At 70.6% G+C, this 19,002-nt stretch carries 21 protein-coding genes; all 21 read right to left on the bottom strand.

The features are described 5' to 3' along the window. Positions 1–69: 69 nt before the first annotated feature. The 21 genes from KRR26_RS26485 to plsX all read right to left on the bottom strand — a co-directional run bounded on the left by KRR26_RS26485 (position 70) and on the right by plsX (position 18,988). Positions 70–1,104 carry a protein-glutamate methylesterase/protein-glutamine glutaminase gene (locus KRR26_RS26485; protein ID WP_120210806.1) on the bottom strand — a complete coding sequence of 345 codons (1,035 nt, stop codon included), beginning with the start codon at positions 1,102–1,104 and terminating at the stop codon, positions 70–72. Next, entirely contained in the window at positions 1,104–1,976 is an 873-nt protein-coding gene (locus KRR26_RS26480) for a CheR family methyltransferase (protein WP_217081164.1), read from the bottom strand. Before KRR26_RS26480 ends, KRR26_RS26485 begins: the two co-directional genes overlap by 1 nt. A gap of 20 nt (positions 1,977–1,996) precedes the next feature. Beyond that, positions 1,997–3,991, bottom strand: coding sequence for a HEAT repeat domain-containing protein (locus tag KRR26_RS26475; protein ID WP_120210804.1), 1,995 nt, complete (start codon positions 3,989–3,991; stop codon positions 1,997–1,999). Then, complete coding sequence (locus KRR26_RS26470) at positions 3,988–4,518, bottom strand: chemotaxis protein CheW (protein WP_120210803.1); 531 nt, start codon at positions 4,516–4,518, stop codon at positions 3,988–3,990. The genes KRR26_RS26475 and KRR26_RS26470 overlap by 4 nt, the downstream gene beginning before the upstream one ends. After that, entirely contained in the window at positions 4,515–5,078 is a 564-nt protein-coding gene (locus tag KRR26_RS26465) for a chemotaxis protein CheW (RefSeq protein ID WP_217081182.1), read from the bottom strand. Before KRR26_RS26465 ends, KRR26_RS26470 begins: the two co-directional genes overlap by 4 nt. 41 nt (positions 5,079–5,119) lie before the next feature. Beyond that, positions 5,120–7,336, bottom strand: coding sequence for a chemotaxis protein CheA (locus KRR26_RS26460; RefSeq protein WP_236069220.1), 2,217 nt, complete (start codon positions 7,334–7,336; stop codon positions 5,120–5,122). Further along, on the bottom strand, positions 7,336–7,710 hold the full coding sequence (locus KRR26_RS26455) for a response regulator (RefSeq protein ID WP_120210801.1): 375 nt from the start codon (positions 7,708–7,710) through the stop codon (positions 7,336–7,338). Before KRR26_RS26455 ends, KRR26_RS26460 begins: the two co-directional genes overlap by 1 nt. A gap of 57 nt (positions 7,711–7,767) precedes the next feature. Then, positions 7,768–8,259, bottom strand: coding sequence for a M17 family peptidase N-terminal domain-containing protein (locus KRR26_RS26450; RefSeq protein ID WP_120210800.1), 492 nt, complete (start codon positions 8,257–8,259; stop codon positions 7,768–7,770). Next, positions 8,256–8,681 carry a transcription antitermination factor NusB gene (gene nusB, locus KRR26_RS26445; protein WP_120210799.1) on the bottom strand — a complete coding sequence of 142 codons (426 nt, stop codon included), beginning with the start codon at positions 8,679–8,681 and terminating at the stop codon, positions 8,256–8,258. The genes KRR26_RS26450 and nusB overlap by 4 nt, the downstream gene beginning before the upstream one ends. Positions 8,682–8,686: 5 nt before the next feature. Beyond that, positions 8,687–9,187: a 6,7-dimethyl-8-ribityllumazine synthase gene (ribH, locus tag KRR26_RS26440; protein ID WP_120210798.1), complete on the bottom strand. Its 501-nt coding sequence runs from the start codon at positions 9,185–9,187 to the stop codon at positions 8,687–8,689. Positions 9,188–9,222: 35 nt separating this feature from the next. Continuing rightward, the gene (locus KRR26_RS26435; protein ID WP_120210797.1) at positions 9,223–9,879 is read right to left on the bottom strand and encodes a riboflavin synthase; all 657 of its coding nucleotides are present in this window, start codon (positions 9,877–9,879) and stop codon (positions 9,223–9,225) included. 45 nt (positions 9,880–9,924) lie between these two features. Beyond that, positions 9,925–11,088, bottom strand: a complete 1,164-nt coding sequence (gene ribD, locus KRR26_RS26430) for a bifunctional diaminohydroxyphosphoribosylaminopyrimidine deaminase/5-amino-6-(5-phosphoribosylamino)uracil reductase RibD (RefSeq protein ID WP_120210796.1) — start codon at positions 11,086–11,088, stop codon at positions 9,925–9,927. A gap of 9 nt (positions 11,089–11,097) precedes the next feature. After that, positions 11,098–11,601, bottom strand: a complete 504-nt coding sequence (gene nrdR / locus KRR26_RS26425) for a transcriptional regulator NrdR (RefSeq protein ID WP_120210795.1) — start codon at positions 11,599–11,601, stop codon at positions 11,098–11,100. A 19-nt stretch (positions 11,602–11,620) separates the two neighbouring features. After that, entirely contained in the window at positions 11,621–12,877 is a 1,257-nt protein-coding gene (locus tag KRR26_RS26420) for a serine hydroxymethyltransferase (RefSeq protein WP_120210794.1), read from the bottom strand. Positions 12,878–12,915: 38 nt separating this feature from the next. Continuing rightward, complete coding sequence (gene rpiB, locus KRR26_RS26415) at positions 12,916–13,359, bottom strand: ribose 5-phosphate isomerase B (RefSeq protein ID WP_120210793.1); 444 nt, start codon at positions 13,357–13,359, stop codon at positions 12,916–12,918. Between the two features lie 108 nt (positions 13,360–13,467). Then, positions 13,468–14,724, bottom strand: a complete 1,257-nt coding sequence (gene fabF, locus KRR26_RS26410) for a beta-ketoacyl-ACP synthase II (protein WP_199723973.1) — start codon at positions 14,722–14,724, stop codon at positions 13,468–13,470. Positions 14,725–14,807: 83 nt separating this feature from the next. Next, a complete protein-coding gene (acpP, locus tag KRR26_RS26405) occupies positions 14,808–15,065 on the bottom strand; it encodes an acyl carrier protein (protein WP_120210791.1) in 258 nt (85 codons plus the stop codon). Positions 15,066–15,172: 107 nt separating this feature from the next. Beyond that, a complete protein-coding gene (fabG, locus tag KRR26_RS26400) occupies positions 15,173–15,922 on the bottom strand; it encodes a 3-oxoacyl-[acyl-carrier-protein] reductase (protein ID WP_217081162.1) in 750 nt (249 codons plus the stop codon). Continuing rightward, a complete protein-coding gene (gene fabD, locus KRR26_RS26395; RefSeq protein WP_120210789.1) occupies positions 15,919–16,857 on the bottom strand; it encodes an ACP S-malonyltransferase in 939 nt (312 codons plus the stop codon). The genes fabG and fabD overlap by 4 nt, the downstream gene beginning before the upstream one ends. A 24-nt stretch (positions 16,858–16,881) precedes the next feature. Beyond that, positions 16,882–17,880 carry a beta-ketoacyl-ACP synthase III gene (locus tag KRR26_RS26390; RefSeq protein ID WP_217081161.1) on the bottom strand — a complete coding sequence of 333 codons (999 nt, stop codon included), beginning with the start codon at positions 17,878–17,880 and terminating at the stop codon, positions 16,882–16,884. A 46-nt stretch (positions 17,881–17,926) separates the two neighbouring features. After that, on the bottom strand, positions 17,927–18,988 hold the full coding sequence (gene plsX / locus KRR26_RS26385; RefSeq protein ID WP_120210787.1) for a phosphate acyltransferase PlsX: 1,062 nt from the start codon (positions 18,986–18,988) through the stop codon (positions 17,927–17,929). Positions 18,989–19,002: the final 14 nt, after the last annotated feature.

The raw sequence follows: 19,002 nt of genomic DNA, 5'->3' as shown, positions 1-19,002 counted from the left end.
CTAACACCCTGGCCCCGCGCGGCCCGGGAATGTGTCCGGCGCTCCCCGCTCGAAATCCGACAACGCCCGTCAGGTGCCTCGGCGCCTTCGCACCAGCGACGCCAGGGCCGGCCCCATCTCCCCCAAGGGCAGCACCCGCTTCACCGCGCCCGTGGCGATGGCCTCTTGCGGCATCCCGAAGACGACCGCCGTCTCCTCGGACTCGGCCCAGACCTCGCCGCCCGCCGCGTGCACCGCCCGTGCGCCCTGCGCGCCATCCGAGCCCATGCCCGTCAACACCACCGCCACCGCCCGAGCGCCCAGCACCTGCGCCACGCTCTCGAACAGCCGATCCACCGAGGGCGCGTACTTGTCCTGCCCCACCGGCGCCGGCGTGTGCAGCTCCAGCCGCCCCGAGCGCTCCGACACGACGAGGTGACGTCCCCCCGGCGCGATGAACACGTGTCCGGGCTCCACCACGTCGCCCTCGCGCGCCTCGGTCACCGTGAAGGGGCCCATCCGGTCCAGGCGGTCCGCGAACGCACGCGTGAAGTGGGCGGGCATGTGCTGCCCCACGAGCACGCACGGCGAGGGTTCGGACGTCAGCCCCTCCAACAACCGCTGCACCGCGGGAGGCCCGCCCGTCGACGCGCCGATGGCGAGCACCTGAGGCGCCTCGTTCGCCACCACCGGGCCCCGAGCTGGCGCGGGGATGCGCGCGGCCGTGCGCACGTGGCGAGCCGCGCGCACCTTCTCCAGCAGCTCACCGCGCAGCTGCTCCAAGGACTCATGCGTGCCGCGCGCGGGCTTCGCGATGAAGTCGAAGGCGCCCAACTCCAGCGCCTTGAAGACGTCCGAGCGGTGCGCATAGCTGGAGATGACGATGACCGGCGTGGGCGCCGTGCGCATCAGGAGCCGCAAGAAGGTGTAGCCCCCCAGCCGAGGCATCTCCAGGTCCAACGTCACCACGTCCGGCTTGAGCTCGAGGACCTTGCGCAGGCCCTCCTCTCCGTCCGCGGCCCGGTCCAGCACCCGCACGTCCGGGGCCGACTCCAACAGCGTGGTGAGGGTGCGGCGGTTCTGCGCCGAGTCGTCGATGACGAGCACGGAGAGCGGCCGGATCATCAGCGCCCCTCTCCGCCCGGCAGCTCGGGCTTCCGGTAGACGAGGTCCCCGCGCAGGTGCACCAGTTCGAAGTCCGCGCCCAGGTTGAGCAGGTTCTCCGAGTGGCCGAGCAGCAAGTAGCCCCCCGGATTGAGCCGGTCGCGGATGATTCGCAGCACGCGGCGCCGCGCGGATTGATCGAAGTAGATCATCACGTTGCGGCAGAAGACGACGTCCATGCGCGCCACGAGCTGGCTGCTGGCCTCGTCCAGCAGGTTCTGATGCCCGAAGCTCACCCATGCCCGCACGTCGTCGCGCACGCGAACGCGGTTGCCTGGCAGCGGCACGAAGTAACGCTCCAACAGCTCCGGTGCTGTCGCCCGCAACGCGCTCGGCCCGTACTCCGCTCGCCGCGCCGTGGCCAGCACGCGCCGGGAGATGTCCGTCCCGTACACCTCCACGTCCCACTCGTCGAAGCGCCGGCTCTCCTTGAGCAACATGGCCAGCGTGTAGGCCTCCTCGCCGGAGGAACAGCCGGCGGACCACAGGCGCAGTCGCTTCAACCGTCCGTTCCGCTTCTCCAGCAGGGGAAACAGCTCATCCGTGAAGGCGCGGAGCTGGACGGGCTCGCGGAAGAAGTACGTCTCGTGCGTGGTGAGCGACTCGACGGCCGCCTCCAGCTCCGCGTGGCGCTGAACGTCGTAGCGCAGGAAGCGGTGGTAGGCGCCGAAGTCCGCCAGGTGCAAGGCCTCCAGGCGAGGCCACAGCCGGCGCTCCATCACGAACTTCATGTCGTCGTGAACCAGGATGCCGCAGTGCGAGTAGACGTGGTCACGCAGCAGGCGGAACTGCTCCACCGTCATCTCTGGCCGACTCTCATCGAAGCGTGCCACCCGAGTCCCCCCTCCTCGCCCTATCGCCGCGACAGGCGCTCCACCGCATCCAGGAGCGCCCGCCGCGCCAGGCTGTCCGTCTCGGCCCCCAACGCTCGCTGCGCCATCCGCAGGGCCGCTTCGGCCCCAGGCCCCTCCACCTCCCCCAAGACCCTCGCCGCCGCCGCGCGCACATCCCACTCGGCGTGGCCCAACAGCGCTTCGGCCAGCGTCAACCCTGGCGGCGTCCCCGCGCCTGCGGCCAGCGCGGCCTTCACCACCTCCGAGTCCGCATGGCCCGCCGCGACGCGGAGCACCTCCGGGCCCACCGCCCCCAACCTCGCGAGCGCACGCACGGCCTGCACCGCCAGCGCGCCGTCCTCGTGACGCGCGAGCAACTCCAGCTCCGGCACGCGCTCCAGCGCGCCACACTCGCCCACCGCATCCACGCCCGCCAACCGCACGCCCAGGTCCTCGTCCGCGAGCGCGGGCCGCAGCAGTGCGGCCGCATCCGGCCCCCCCAGGCGTCCCGTGGCGCGCACCGCCGCGATGCGCACCGCCGCGGCCTCGTCCGCGAGCGCCCCACGGGCCAACTCGCCACCCGCGCGGAAGTCCACCTCGCCCGCCGCCTCCACCGCCGCCGCGCGCCACGCGGGCTCCGCGTCCCGAGCCAGGCGCCGCAGCACCGGCAGCGCGAGCGCGCCACCTACCCGCCCCAGCACCGCCACCGCCGCGGGCGTCGCGCGCCGCGACACGGACTCATCCAGCGCCTTCAGCACCGCGCTCGCATGGGGCTCGGACAGCGCGACCAACGCGCGCATCGCCGCGCCCGACAGGGACGGATCTCCAAGCAGCTCGACCAGCGGACGCACGGCCTCCGGAGCGCTGGTGCGCCCGAGGGCCCGAACCACCACGGCGCGCAGGTCATCCTCGGCCCAGTCGAGCAGCGACTCCAGCGCCGGCACCGAGTCGGCATCCACCAGGTCCACCAGCGCCTCGGTCGCCGCCGTGCGCGCGGGCAGGGACAGCTCTCCCATGTGTCGCAGGAGGACCCGGCCCCCCTCGGGGCCCAGACGCCCCAGCGTGTGCAGCACCTCGCGCAGCAGCCGGTCCTCTCGCGCCACCTCCGCCACGGGCACCGCCAGCGCCGCGTCCTCCAGCACTCCGGCCGCGAGCAATGCCCCGGCCCTCACCGCCACGTCGTCCGACTCCAGCGCCCGCTGCACGCGCGCGGATGCATCCGGAAGCTTCGCCAGCGCGCCTCGCACGAGCCCATCCAATTCGTCACGCCGGGCGCCATCGCGCCGCGCCACCTGCGTGCCCAGCGCGCCCAAGGCCGCCTCGAGCACCGAGCGAGCCCCCGCGCCCAGCCCCGCGCAGACGCGCTCCAAGGCCGCACGCTCGGGCCTCAGGCCCAGGACACGCAGGGCGCTGCGCCGCAGGCTCGCGTCATCCGCCAGCGCCAGTGCCACGTCCAGCGGAGGCGGCTGCCCCAAGAGCGCCAGGCCCTCCAGTGCCGCCAGCCGCAGCAGCGACTCGTCGGCGTCCAGCAGGGACTCCAGCGCTCGCGCCGCGCCCGCGCCCCCCACGCGCCCCAGCGCTTCGGCGGCGGACACGCGCACGTTGAGGTCCCCATCGCCCAGGGCCCGTACGAGCACGGATTCCACCACGTCGCCCCGCCGCCCGAGCTGCCCCAGGATGTCCGCCGCGAACTTGCGCTGATCCGGATCCTCGTGCGCGAGCAAGCGCACCAGCGGCCCCAATGCCGCGTCCCCCAGGCCCGCCAGCGCCTCGGCCGCCGCGTTGCGCGCGCCCGCTTCGCCTCGCTCGCCCAGCACGGAGATGAGCCGCGTCGCCACCCGAGGCGCCTCCGGCAACCGCTGGAGCCCCTCGGCGGCGGCGTGCCTCACGCGCCAGCTCTCATCGTGCAGGCCGCCAATGAAGGACTCCAGCGCGTCCGACGCGAGCGGATCCAACGCCTGCATCGCCCGGTAGCGCTCCTCCTCGCGCGAAGGCACGTCGGCCACGTCGCTCATTCCGCCCCTCCGGGCCGCGCTGCCTCGCGCTCCAGCTCCGAGCGCAGGAGCGCCTTGATGTCCAGCAACAGGCGCAGCCGCTCCGGAGGCCCGCACACGCCCACCACGAACGGAGAACGTCCCGCGCTCACCACGGCGGGCGCGGGCTGGATGTCGCCCCGGCGCACCCGCAGCACCTCCGCCACGCGGTCCACCCGCACCACCACGCGCCGGTTTCCCACCCGGCACACGAGCAGCCGCGTCTTGGGCGTCGCGGGCCCCTCGTGTCCCTGCAAGCGCCGCCGCAGATCCACCACGGGGAGGATGGCGCCACGCAGGTGCAGCACCCCTTCCACGAACGAGGGCGTGTGCGGGATGGGGATGACGCGCTGGAGCGGGAGAATCTCCTCCACCCGCTGGATGTCGAGCACGTACTCCTCGCGGCCCACGAAGAAGGCGCACAACTGCACGACAGGGTCATGCGCGGCGGCGTCCGCTTCCGTCACCGCGCGAGGGCGGCGCGCCAACAGGTTCACGGGATTCGTCATGAGGCGAGCGCCAGCTCGGGGTCCAGGAGGATGTAGAGCTGCGCGCCTCGGCGGCCGAGCCCCACCACACAGTCGCGCTCGCCACGAAGTCCCGGCGGCGCGGCCTCCAGCATCGAGGGCTTGAGCCGCACCACGCCCTGCACGCTGTCCACCCACACGCCGGCGGGCCCCTCCTCCGTCTTCAACACCAGGATGCGCGCCGCGCGGGGCGCCGGCAGCGCCTCGGGGCCCGCCACCCTCGCGGGCACCTCCGCCAGCCGCAGGCGCAGCTTCACGTCGTACACGGGCAGCAGTTCGCCGCGCAGGTTCATCACGCCCAGGAGCCACGGCTCCGCCCGCGGGATCTCCGTGAGGGGTGGCACCTTGCAGATCTCCCGCACGGCGAGCAGCGGCACCGCGTAGCACTCGTCCTCCAGCAGGAAGGACAGGTACTCCTCGGGCACCTCTTCCACGGCCTGGGGCGTCACGCCGTGGCTGCCGGCCGCGAAGTCCACCAGCCCCGAGACGTCCTCGTCCGGCCGGTAGAAGAAGTCGTCGAGCAGCGCGTCGAAGCGGGGCACAGCGGCCAAGGATAGCAGCCCGCACGGTGCGGTGCGCGGGCTCAGGCGCGACGCCGCTCCTGAGCGATGCCCTCCTCCAGCAACTCCGCCACATCCAACACCAACACCGTGCGCCGGTTGCCCAGGTCCGTGGCCCCCGAGATGCCTCGGACCGAGCGCAGGCGACCGCCCAAGGGCTTGGTGACGATGTCCTGTTGGCCGTGCAGCTCGTCCACCGCGATGCCCATGCGCTGCTGCGCCAGGCCCACCACCACCACGAAGTGGCGCCCCACCGGGCGCTCCGGCAGATGGAACAGCCGCGCGAGGCGCAGGAAGGGCAGCGTCTGGCCCCGCAGGTCCAGCACCTCGCGGCGCTCCACCGTGCTGATGTCCTCGGGCCGCACCGCGAGGATCTCCAACACGCTGTTGAGCGGCACCGCGTACGTGCGCCCGCTCACGCCCACCACCAGCGCACGGATGATGGCCAGCGTCACCGGCAGCGTCAGGTGGAACGCGGTGCCGCGCCCTCGCTCGCTCCACACGTCGATGATGCCGGACAGGTTGCCCAGGTTGTTCTTCACCACGTCCAGGCCCACGCCTCGGCCGGACAGCTCGCTCACCCGGTCGCGAGTGGAGAAGCCGGGCAGGAAGATGAGGTTGAGCAGCTCACGGCGGCTCATCTCCGCGGCCTGAGCGGGCGTGACCAGCCGCCGCGCGAGCGCCACGTCGCGCACGCCCGTCTCGTCGATGCCCGAGCCGTCATCGCTCACGCTGATGACGACGTGGTTGCCCTTCTGCTCGGCGTGCAGTTGCACCACCGCGCGCCGCGACTTGCCCGCCGCGAGCCGCGCCTCCGGAGGCTCCGCGCCATGGTCGATGGCGTTGCGGATGAGGTGCATGAGCGGATCGCTCAGCTCCTCGACAATGAGCTTGTCCAGCTCGACCTCGCCACCGCTGATGGCGAAGTCGATCTCCTTCCCCGCGTCGCGGGCGATGCGGCGCACCAGGCGGGCCAGCTTGTCGAACACCTGCCCCACCGGGACCATGCGCGCTTCGAGCAGCCCTTCCTGGAGCGCCTCCAGCTTGCGCTCCAGCTGCCGTGTCTCGCGCGCCAGCTCTTGCCCGAAGAGCTTCGACACCGCGATGGCGCCGTCCTGCCGCGTCGTCTCCGCGAGTCGCTGGAGGTTCGCCTTGATGAGCAGCAGCTCGCCCACCATGTTGATGAGCCCGTCCAGCCGCCCGATGTCCACGCGCACCGTCTGCGTCAGCGAGCGCAGCGAGGGCTCCGCCTCCGGACGCGCCCCGCCCGCATCACTCGCCAGGGGCGCCGCGCTCTCCACCGCTGGCACGGCGCGCATGCGCGGAGGGACCCCAGGCGCGGAGGGAGCCCCCTCGCCCGCGGGCGGAGCAGTCTCTTCCGAGGGCGGCGGAGCGCGGGCGGCCTTCTTCCGCCCTCCACCCCGTCGGGCTTTCGGGCTGGGGGCCCCTTCGGGCGACGCGGCGGTCGCGACCGGCATCGCCCCGACGACCGGGCGCACCGGAAGCTGGAACAGCTCCGCCGGAGTCCCCAGCAGGCCCGAGGTCAGCGCATCGCCGTTGACCTGCGCGCCGAAGATGAGATCGAAGGCGATGCCGTTCACCCCGCCCGGCCGCGCCGACGGCAAGGTGCTGATGATCTCCCCGAGCGGCTTGAGGCGCGCGTTCAGGTCCGCCAGCCCCTGGTCAAAATCGGACAAATCGAACGCGGCCCGCACGCGCCAGAGTGACACCTCGCGGCGCACGTTCTCGCGTAGCCGGTGCTCCTCGTACTCGGTGAAGACAGCCCGCACCTGCGGGTCCAGCTCCAGCCGCTCGAGCGGATCCTCCTCGGCGGCGCGCGGAGGCGAACCCAGCCGAGCCAGCCGCGTCGCCATGTCCTCGGCGCGCCGGCTCAGGCCGTCCGTCTCCTCGCCGCGCGACGCTTCGGCCAGGAGGGACTGGAAGGTGTCCAGCGCGTCCACCAGCGAGTCCAGCACCGCGTCGTCCAGCCGCAGGCGCCCCAGCCGCAGCCGGTCCAGCAGGTCCTCCGCGCCGTTGGCCAGCCGAGCGATGCGCTCCTGTCCGAACAGGCCCGCCAGCCCCTTGAGGGAGTGCGCCGCGCGGAACAGGCCGTTGACCCGCTCGGGGTCCGCGTCGTCGCGCCCACGCACCTCATCCAGGGCGAGCAGGTCCCGCCCCAGGGCATCCAGAATCTCCGTGGCCTCGGCGACGAACTCCGCCAATGCCTTGGTGCCGGTCATCACGGGAGCTTCAGGTACCGCCGCAAGAGCCCTTCCAGACTGCCCGCCACGAACGGCTTCACCAGGTACTCCGCCGCGCCCAGGGCCATGCCGCGCTCGCGGTCCTGCTCCCGCCCCTCGGTCGTGATGATGAACAGCGGCACGTCCCGGTAGTTGGGGTTCTTCTTGACGAAGTTGATGAGCTCCAGCCCGTTGATGTCGGGCATGTTGATGTCGGTGATGATGAGGTCGAACCGGTGGCGAGGCAGCAGCTTGAGCGCCTCGAAGCCGCTGGAGGTGCTGATGGCTTCCACCTCGTCCACGGCCTCCACGGTCGCGGCGATGAACTCGCGCGACGCCTTGGAGTCCTCCACGATCAGCACCTTGAACCTCATGCGCGCTCTCGCCCCGGGCCCCCGATGCTATCAGACTCGGGGTGCGTCCGCCGAGCGTCAGCCCTTGCGGGCTGGCAGCAATCGCACGAGCGCCTTGTCCGCCAGGAGGGACACCCGTCCGCCCTTGAACGCCGGCAGGAAGTGCCGCTGGTAGGCCTCCATCCGGGCGGTGTCATCCAGGAGCCCCCCCGCGGGGACCTCCAGGGCCACCGCGTTCACCTGCGCCCGGCCCAGCACCTTCGCCGCGCCGGCCAGCGCCGCCCCCAGGGCCGCCGCGTCCAGCTTCTTCCGGGGCCCCAGGCCCACCACGAAGATGCGCGGCACGGGCAGCTTCCCGTCCGCGGGGAGGAGGAGCCAGTCGTCCTTCACCCCGGTGAAGAAGCCCCCCTGGAGCACCCGCGACAGCGCGCCGCACAGGCGCCAGTCCACGAACCCCGCCGTGGCCGGCAGGGGGCGATCGTCCTCGGCCACGAACAGGCACAGGGCGTCCACGTCGCCCAGCGCGTCCAGGCCCTCGAAGCCCACATCCAGGGGGGTCGTCTGGCTCACGGCTTCCCGAGTGCGACCGCCACGCGGTCCAGGAGGCCGTTGACGAAGGCGCTCGACTCCTCCGTCCCGAAGTTCTTGCCCAGCTCCACCGCCTCGTTGATGGACACCTTGCGAGGGATGTCCGGGCGGTACTTCAGCTCGAAGATGCCCAGCCGCAGCACGTTCCGGTCGATACGGGACATGCGGTCCAACCGCCAGTTGTGGCTGTGCTTCTCGATGAGCTGATCAATCTCGGCCAGGTGGCCCTGCACCCCGTCCACCAGTTCGCGGGCGAACTTCACCGCGTCCGGCTCCGGCTTGCCGTCCTCCTGGGAGGCCGCCCACGCCGAGGCCAGCGCCTCAGCCGCGCTGCCACTCGGGGTCATCTCGAGCTGGTAGAGCGCCTGCAGCGCCCGCTCGCGTCCCGTTCTACGCGCGCCCATCCGCGTTAACCCTTCTTCTCCGGCGCGGACATGCGCGCGAAGAGATTCACCATCTCGATGCACGCCACCGCGGCCTCGGCGCCCTTGTTGCCCGCCTTCACGCCCGCCCGGTCAATGGCCTGCTCCACCGTATCGCACGTCAGCACGCCGAACGTCACCGCCGTCGCCGGGGTACCCGCCGCCGCGTTGAACGCCACCGAGCCGATGCCCTTGGCGCACTCCCCGGCCACGTAGTCGAAGTGAGGCGTGCCGCCCCGGATGACCGCGCCCAGCGTAATCATTCCCGCGTACTGGCGGGTCTCCGCGACGCGGCGCGTGAGGCCGGGCAGCTCATACGTACCCGGGCAGCGGAAGACATCGATGTCCCCATCCGCCACGCCGTGACGCACCAGCGTGTCCACGGCGCCCTTCAGCAGCTCTTCGGTGATGAAGCTGTTGAAGCGCGCCACGCAGATGGCGAACCGGCCCTTGGGCGGGAGGAAATCCCCTTCGAAATAGCGAGGCATGGCGCGCGTCCTACACCATCCGCGCGCCCGCGTCGCTACTCCCGAGCCCCACCGAAGCCAGCGGCCCGCAAGGCCGCCTCGGTCAGCCCAGGGCCCGCCTGCCCGCCCCGCAGCGTGAACAGCCGGGCCACGTACTTGCCAATCAGGTCCCCCTCCAGGTTCACCCGAGACCCCACCCCCTTGGCCCTCAGGGTGGTGCGCTCCTGCGTCTCGGGGATGAGCTGGACGCTGAACCGGTCCGCCCCCACGGTGTTCACCGTCAGACTGATGCCGTCGATGGCCACCGAGCCCTTCTCGATGAAGCAAGGGGCCAGCTCGGGGGGCAGGGCGAACACCATCACCCACGAGCCCCCTTCCGCGTACGTCTCCAGCACCTGACTGACGGCGTCCACGTGTCCCGCCACCAGGTGCCCGCCCAGGCGGTCCCCCAGGGCCAGGGCGCGCTCCAGGTTCACCTTGTCCCCGGGCCGGAAGGCGCCCAGGGTGGTGCGCCGCAGCGTCTCGGGCGCCGCTTGGACCTGGAAGGTGTCCGCCGAGCGCGACACCACCGTGAGGCACGCGCCCTCGACGGCGATGGACTCGCCCAGCTCGAACTGGGCCGCGCCCAACGCGGTGCGAATCCACAGGTCGGTCATCGCGCCGGGGACGACGCGCTCCACGACCCCCACATCCTGAATGAGACCGGTGAACATGGCGCCGGGCTTATCACCAAAGGCGAGCCCGGACGCGCCCGCGCGTCACAGCAGCGCCTGGAGCAGAACGTCCTCTCCAATGTGCTCCAAGGTGAGGCTCTTCACCTTCAAGGCCTGGGACATGGCCTGGACGCCCAGGTCGCCCGCCCACGACAGGCCCGAGGCCCCAATCAGCTTGGGCGCCAGGAAGAGCGCGAGCGCGTTGGCCCGCCGCTCGCGCAACAAGGAGGCGTACAGCTCCGAGCCGCCCTCCACGAGCACGTGGCTCATCCCCGCCTTGGCCATGCGGCGCAAGAGCGCGGTGAGGTCCACGCGCTCCTTCTTCGCGCGCACCTGCCACACGTCCACGCCCAGCGCCGCGAGCTTCCGCGCCTTGCGCCCCTCGGGATCCTCCAGCGTGGCCACCACGGTGCGCGCCGAGCTGCGCTGCGTGAACACCGTGGCGTTGGCCGACAACCGCAGCCGCGAGTCCACCACCACGCGCACCGCGTCCTTGCCGCCGCCACCGGGCAGCCGCGTGGTGAGCTTCGGGTCATCCAGGCGCACGGTGTTGGCCCCCACGAGGATGGCGTCCACCCGGTCGCGAAGCTGGTGCACCCACGCGCGAGCGGCCTCGCCCGTCACCCAGCGCGAGTCGCCGGTGGCCGTGGCCAGCTTGCCGTCGAGCGTGACCGCAGCCTTCAGGGTCACCCACGGCAGGCCCGTTTTCAGCACGTGGAAGAAGGGCCGGTTGAGCGCGTCCGCCTCGTCCTGGAGCACGCCCGTCACCACCTTCACCCCGCCACGCCGCAGCCGCGCCACGCCCTTGCCGCTCACCAGCGGGTTTGGATCCGCCGAGCCGCAGAAGACGCGGCGCACGCCGGCCTCCAGGATGGCCAGGCTGCACGGCGGCGTGCGGCCATAGTGGTCGCACGGCTCCAGCGTCGTGTAGAGGTCCGCGCCGCGCGCCTTGGTGCCAGCGGCCTCCAACGCGACGACCTCCGCGTGGGCCGTGCCGGCCTTCTTGTGATAGCCGCGCGCGATGATCCGGCCGCCCTTCACCAGCACCGCGCCCACCACGGGGTTCGGGCTGGTGCGCCCCAGGCCCTTGGAGGCTTCCTCCAGGGCGATGCGCATGAAGAACTCGGCCACCGCGCGGTCGAAGTCCGCCGCGCGCTTCGCCCGAGGCGTCCGGGAAGCCTCCAACCGTGCCCGCGTCAGCAACCGCATACGCCCTTCCTAACCGCCCTTGACCGGAGGCGCAGCAGGCTTTGCCTTGCGCTCGCGCTCCGAGTCCTCGAGCAGGTCCTTCAACTCGTGCATGAACTCGGCGATGTCGCGGAAGCTGCGGTAGACGGACGCGAAGCGCACATAGGCCACTTCGTCCATCTGCTGGAGCCGGCGCATCACCTGCTCGCCCAGATAGGACGAGGGGACTTCCTTCTCCCCCATCCCCTGGAGCACCCGCTCGATGTCCTCGATGGTGGACTCCATCTGGTCCACCGACACGGGCCGCTTCTCGCAAGCCTTCTTCAGGCCACTGAGAATCTTCTCCCGGTCGAACGCCTCGCGCCGGCCGTCCTTCTTCACGATGAGCGGGTAGAGCTCCTCCACCCGCTCATACGTGGTGAAGCGGCGCTTGCACGCCAGGCACTCGCGGCGCCGGCGAATGACCGAGCCCTCGTGCGACTCGCGCGAGTCGATGACCTTGTTCTCGGCGTCCTGGCAGAAGGGGCAGCGCACGGGAGGGGACAGGCTCCTTCTACTTCAGCCGCGAGGCATACAGCGGGAAGCCCTTCGCCAGCTCCTTCACCTGCCCGCGGATCCGCGCGAGCGCCGCGTCGTCCTGCGCATGGTCGAGCGCGTCGCCGATGAGCCGGCCCACCACGGCCATGTCCGCCTCGCGCATGCCGCGCGTGGTGATGGCGGGCGTGCCCACCCGGATGCCGGACGTGACCATCGGCTTCTCCGGGTCGAACGGAATCATGTTCTTGTTCACCGTGATGCCGGCCTTGTCCAGGACGGCCTCGGCCACCTTGCCCGTGAGGTTCTTGGGGCGCAGGTCCACCAGCATCAGGTGGTTGTCGGTTCCGCCCGACGTCAGCCGCAGCCCGGCGGACTTCAGCGCCTCGGCCAGCGCCTTCGCGTTGGCGACGAGCTGCCGCTGGTAGGCCTTGAACTCCGGCGACAGTGCTTCCTTGAAGGCCACCGCCTTGCCCGCGATGACGTGCATCAGCGGCCCGCCCTGGATGCCCGGGAAGATCTGGCTGTTGATGGCCTTGGCGAACGGCTCGCGGCTGAGCACCATGCCACCGCGCGGACCGCGCAGCGTCTTGTGCGTGGTGGTGGTGACGATCTCCGCGAAGGGCACCGGCGAGGGGTGCACGCCCGCGGCCACCAGGCCCGCGATGTGGGCCATGTCCACCATCATGGCGGCGCCCACCGCGTCGGCGATCTCACGGAACTTCGCGAAGTCGATGGTGCGCGGATAGGCGCTCGCGCCCACGACGATGACCTTGGGCTTGTGCTCCTTGGCCAGCGCCTCCACCTGCGCGAAGTCGATGGTCTCCGTGTCGCGCGTCAGGCCGTAGTGGACGACCTTGTAGAGCTTGCCGGAGAAGTTGAAGCCCGCGCCGTGGGTGAGGTGTCCGCCGGAGTTGAGGTCGAGCGACAGCATCGTGTCACCCGGCTTCATGAGCGCCATGTACGCGCCCATGTTCGCCTGGCTGCCCGAGTGCGCCTGCACGTTCGCCGACTCCGCGCCGAACAGCGCCTTGGCGCGCTCGATGGCCAGGTTCTCGGCCACGTCCACCACCTCACAGCCGCCGTAGTAGCGCTTGCCGGGGTAGCCTTCGGCGTACTTGTTGGTGAGCACCGAGCCCACCGCTTCCATCACCGCCGGACTGACGAAGTTCTCCGAGGCGATGAGCTCCAGGCCCTCTTCCTGGCGCTGCGTCTCCTCTCGGAGGACGTGCGCGATCTCCGGATCAACCTGGGCCAGCGTGCGGGTGTTCTCCATGGGTTCCCTCGGTGCAAAGACTGCGGGTAACGGGCGAACTAGCCCTGCGATTCCGCCTCGCGAATCTTCTGGACGCGCTTCTCATGGCGCCCGCCCTCGAAGGCGGTGGACAGGAACGCCTCCAGGATGCCGCGCGCCACGCCGGCGCCCACCACGCGCTGGCCCAGGCACAGCACGTTGGCGTCATTGTGGGCGCGCGCCATCCGAGCCTCGAACTCGGTGGTGCACAACGCCGCGCGAACGCCGCGGTGCTTGTTGGCCACGATGCTCATGCCAATGCCCGTGCCGCACACGAGCACGCCGAGCGTGGCCTCGCCCGCCGCCACGGCCCGCGACACCTTGGAGGCGAAGTCGGGGTAGTCCACCGACTCACGCGTCTGGGGGCCTGCGTCCTCGTAGGCGACGCCGCGCTCCTTCAGCGCCGCGACCAGTTCCTGGCGCAGCTCGATGCCCGCGTGGTCGGAAGCAAGGAGGATTCTCACCCGGGACTCCGAAGAAGGCGGGGCGGTCAGGGCTTGCGCCCCCCGCCCCGGAAGAGAGGGTCTCGGAGAAGCCCGCGCCTGGACGGACGCGAGCCACCGAGCCGTGGACTACTTGAAGCGCTTGAACAGCAGCACCGCGTTGGTGCCACCGAAGCCGAACGAGTTGCTCATCACCGCGTCCACCTTCGCATCGCGCGCGTGGTTGGGGACGTAGTCCAGGTCGCACGTCGGATCCGGCGTGGTCTGGTTGATGGTGGGCGGCAGCACGTTGCGCGTGAGCACCTGCACGCTCACCACCGCCTCCGCGCCACCCGCCGCGCCGAGCATGTGGCCCGTCATGGACTTCGTCGACGACACCGCCAGCTTGCGGGCGTGGTCGCCAAACACGGTCTTGATGGCCTTGGTCTCGTTCGCGTCGTTGAACTCGGTGGAGGTGCCGTGCGCGTTGATGTAGCCCACGTCCTCGGGCCGCATGCCCGCCGTCTGCAGCGCCAGCCGCATGCACCGCGCTGCGCCCTCGCCCTCGGGCGCCGGCTGCGTCACGTGGTAGGCGTCCGAGTTCGCGCCATAGCCCACCAGCTCCGCGAGGATGTTGGCGCCGCGCTTCTTCGCGGCCTCCATCTCCTCGAGGATGATGATGCCGGCGCCCTCGCCCATGACGAAGCCATCCCGTTCCTTGTCGAACGGGCGGCTGGACCCCGCGGGGTCGTCATTGCGCGTGGACAGCGCCTTCATCACCGCGAAGCCACCCAACCCCAGCGGGGTGATGGAGGCCTCGGCGCCACCGGCGATGGCCGCGTCCGTCTCACCCAGGCGGATGGACTTCCAGGCCTCGCCAATGGCGTGCGCGCTGGTGGCGCACGCGGACACCGGGGCCCAGTTGGGGCCCTTGCAGTTGTAGCGCATGGAGATGAGCCCAGGCGCCATGTTGACGATCATCTGGATGATGAAGAAGGGCGACAGCCGGTCGAACCCCTTCTCCAGGCCCTTGCGGTGCTGCTCCTCCAGGGAGGAGATGCCACCGATGCCCGAGCCGACGATGACGCCCACCTTCTCCGGCGCATAGCCGTTGGGCGTATCCAGGCCGATGGGAATCCCAGACTCCTTCACGGCCATGTCCGCCGCGGCCATGGCGTACTGCGCGAACAGGTCCATCCGGCGCACCTCGCGCCTGTCGATGAACTCCTCCGGAACGAAGTCCTTCACCTCGCCCGCGATACGCGCGTCGATCTTTCCCGGGTCGAACCGGGTGACGAGACCGATGCCAGACTTGCCGGCGAGCATCGCCTGCCAGTTCTTCTCGGTCCCGGTGCCCAGCGCCGAAATCATTCCGGTGCCGGTGACGACGACTCGACGGTTTGTCACGTTCCTCTCCGCGCTGGCCGCGAAGGGCATGGGAACGCCGTTACCAGCGCTCCACCTGCCCCGACACGCCGTGGTGCTACAAGCTACTTCTTGTGGGTGTTGATGTAGTTGATGGCGTCCCCGACCGTCTTGATGTTCTCGGCCTCCTCGTCGGGGATCTCGACCTCGAACTCCTCCTCCATCGCCATCACGAGCTCCACGATGTCGAGGCTGTCCGCGCCAAGGTCCTCGATGAAGGAGGACTCGGGCTTGATCTCATCCTCCCCCACCCCGAGCTGGTCGGCGATGATGGACTTGACCTTGGACTCGACGACCTTGGGGTCGATGGTTGACGTCGACATAAGTGTAGAACCCTCCAGGGGGAACCAGATGGGGCCCCGGCGTTACTCCCGGGCCGATGTAAGGCGGGCGCGGTATATCCCACGCCCGGCGGCAATCCAACCGCGGCTTACATGTACATGCCGCCGTTCACCTTCAGGACCTCACCGGTGATGTAGGACGCCGCGTCACCCGCGAGGAACAACACGGCCCCCGCGACCTCATCCGCGTTGCCCAACCGCCCCAGCGGGATGCCCGCGGTCATCTTCTGCCGCAGGTCGTCATCGAGGTGGGACGTCATGTCCGTTCCGATGAACCCTGGAGATACCGCGTTCACGCGGATGTTCCGACTTGCCAGCTCCTTGGCGACAGACTTGGTCAAGCCGATGAGTCCCGCCTTGGAGGCCGCGTAGGCGGCCTGGCCGCCGTTGCCCATCTCGCCCACCACGGAGGTGAGGTTGATGATGGCGCCGCCGCGCTGCTTCATCATGGGCCGGCTGGCAGCGCGGATGAGCGCGAAGGCGCCCTTGAGGTTGGTGTCGAGCTGCTTGTCCCAGTCCTCGTCCTTCACGCGCATCACGAGCCCGTCCACCGCGACGCCCGCATTGTTGACGAGCACGTCGATGCGACCATGAGCCTTGACGATGTTGTCCACGGCGGTGGCGCATGCGGTGGCGTCCGCCACATCGAAGCGCACGGCCTCGGCCTTGGCGCCTGCGCCCTGGAGCAGGGCGACCGTCTCCTGCGCGGCCGCCTCATTGCCCACGTAGCTGATGACCACGGTGGCCGCGCCCGCCTTCGCGAACGCCAGCGCACACGCCCGGCCGATGCCACGCGAACCGCCCGTCACCAGCACGACCTTGTCCTTGAAGCCGCTCATGCCGCCCCCAGCGCCGCGAGCACCTTGTCCAGGGTCGCGGTGTTCTCCACGTTGAACGTCTCAATGTCCTTCGTGATGCGCTTCACCAGGCCGCACAGCACCTTGCCCGGCCCCAGCTCAATGACGCGCGTGACGCCCTCGGCGTGGAGGGCCTCCACGCACTCAATCCACCGCACTGGCGCGCTCACCTGCTCCAGGAGCAGCGGCACCACGCGGGCCACGTCCGAGTTCGGCCGCGCCTCCACGTTGGTCACCACCGGCACCCGCGGCGCGGAGAGGGACACGCGGCCCAACACCTCGGCGAGCCGCGGCTTCACGGGATCCATCAGCGCGCAGTGGAACGGCGCGGACACAGGCAGCGGCATGACCTTCTTGGCGCCCGCATCCTTGCACAGCACGCCCGCGCGCTCGACGGCGGCGGCGTCTCCGGCGATGACGGTCTGCTCGGGCGAGTTGTAGTTGGCCGGGGACACCACCTGCCCCTGCGCGGCCGCATCGCACGCGGCCTTCACCTTGTCCGGCGCCAGGCCGAGCACGGCGGCCATGGCCCCCACGCCCGCGGGCACGGCCTCCTGCATGAACGTGCCGCGCGCGCGCACGGCCCGGGCGGCATCCGCCAACCCCATGGCCCCAGCGGCCACCAGGGCGGAGTACTCGCCCAGCGAGTGGCCCGCCACGAAGGCCGGCGCAGGACCGCGCTTGGAGAAGACGGCGTGGACGGCCAGGGACACCGTCAGGATGGCCGGCTGCGTGTTGGCGGTGAGCTTGAGCGCCTCTTCGGGGCCCTCGAAGCACGTCGTGGAGAGCTTCTCTCCGAGCGCATCATCCACGGCGTCGAAGACGGCCCGGGCCTCGGGGAATGCCTCGTAGAGATCCTTGCCCATCCCAACGACCTGACTGCCCTGCCCCGGGAAAACGAACGCGACCTTCGACATGTTGCGGTCCTACCTCCTGTTGTCCTACCAGCGCACCACCGCGCTTCCCCAGGTCATCCCGGCGCCAATAGCCATCATCACGATGATGTCCCCGCGCTTCAGGCGGCCAGCGCGCAGCGCTTCATCCAGGGAAATGGGCAGTGAAGCGGACGACGTGTTGCCGTACTTGTGCAGGTTGAGCCAGCACTTTTCGCGCGGAATCTCCAGCCGCGCCAGCACCGCCTCCAGGATTCGGAGATTGGCTTGGTGCGCAATGACATGGTCGACCTGGCCCGGCTCGAGCCCGTGCGCCGCCAGGGCCTCGTGGGTGGAGTCCACCAGGGCTCGCACGGCGAACTTGAAGACCTCCCGGCCGTTCATGTGCACGGTGTTCAGCCGCTCGTGCAGCACCTCCTCCGTCATGGGCATGCGCGAGCCCCCGCCAGGGATGGTGAGAATCTCCGCGTGGGCGCCGTCCGTGCGCAGGTGCGTGGAGAGGATGCCGCGCGGAGGACCCGAGTCGTCGGTGTCCGACACGGGCGCCAGCACCAGCGCCCCGGCGCCATCGCCGAAGAGCACGCACGTGTTGCGGTCCGACCAGTCGAGCGACCGGCTGAAGAGCTCCGCTCCAATCACCAGGGCGCGCCGCGCCTGCCCCGTGCGCACGAACTGGTCCGCCACGCTCAGCGCATAGAGCGAGCCCGAGCAGGCCGCGGCCACATCGAAGGCAAAGGCGCGCCGGGCCCCCAGCTTCGCCTGCACGAACGCCGCGCAGGAGGGCATGGGCATGTCGGGCGTCACGGTGCCGACGACGATGAGGTCCAGGTCCTCGGGTTGGATGCCCGCCATGGCCAGCGCGGGCCGCGCCGCCTGGACGGCCATGTCGCTGGTTGACTCATCGGGCGCGGCCTGACGGCGCTCCTCGATGCCGGTGCGTTCTCGAATCCACGCATCGGTGGTGTCAACGAGGCGCTCCAAGTCCTGATTGGTGAGGACGCGCGAGGGGGCGTACGAACCGGTTCCGACGATTTGGGTGCGTTCCACGGGAACTCCGGAGTGTCATCGGACCCCAACGCTCGGCCATCGTTCTCTAATCGGATTCGTTAGCGTCTGTCGCCTTCTTTCCCTTCTGCTGGGCAGGGAGCCATGCAGCCGCGTTGCGAATGCAACGTGTCATCTCCTCGTGCATGCCCGAGCGCGCCGCCTGCAGCGCCGTGACGAGCGCGTTGAAGATGGCGCGCGGCGACGACCGGCCGTGCGCGACGATGCCCACGCCCTGGATACCGAGGAGCGGCGCGCCGCCATACTCGGCATAGTCCATGACGCGGCGCAGCCCCGCCAAGGTCGGCTTGAGGAGCAACGCGCCGAGCTTCTCGGGCAGGCCGCCTCGCTTCTCGATGGCCTGCCGCATGAGCCCTGCCATGCCCATGCCCACGCCCTCGGATGTCTTGAGCACGACATTTCCGGTGAACCCATCTGTCACGACGACCTCCACGTCGCCGGAGAACAGGTCCTTGCCCTCCACGTAGCCCACGAACTCCAGCGGGGAGCCGCGCAGCAGCGCGCTCGCCTCGCGGGTGAGCACCGTTCCCTTCGAGGGCTCCTCGCCGTTGGAGAGCACCGCCACGCGAGGACGCGCGATGCCCAGGCGCATCCGCACGTACGCCTCACCGAGCACGGCGAACTGGGCCAGGTGCAAGGGCCGGCAGTCCACGTTGGCGCCCGCGTCCAACAACAGGCACCGCCCGCCGCCCTTGAGCGCCGGGAACAGCGCCGCGATGGCCGGCCGCTCGACCCCGGGGATGCGCCCCAGCGTCAGCAGCCCTCCAGCCATCACCGCCCCGGAGTTGCCGGCGGAGACCAACGCGGACGCCTCGCCATCGCGGACGAGCTCGAAGCCCACCCGGAGCGAGGAATCACGCTTGCGTCGGAAGGCCGCCGACGCGTGCTCGTCCATCTCCACCACCTCAGAGGCATGGCGGAAGAGGACGTTCTCGGGCGGCTCCGCTTTCTCCAGCACGGGACGCACGCGGGCCTCATCCCCGACCAGCACGACTTCGTGCCCGGGGTAGGCCCGCGCGAACAGCACGCCTCCATCAACGACGGCACCGGGGGCGTGATCGCCGCCCATGGCATCGAGGACGAGGCGCACTGGCGTGGCGTCCG

The organism is Citreicoccus inhibens, assembly GCF_019039035.1.
Lineage (GTDB): Bacteria > Myxococcota > Myxococcia > Myxococcales > Myxococcaceae > Citreicoccus > Citreicoccus inhibens.
The sequence above is the reverse complement of the archived record's forward strand: the minus strand, read 5'-3'. Positions and strand labels throughout refer to the sequence as shown.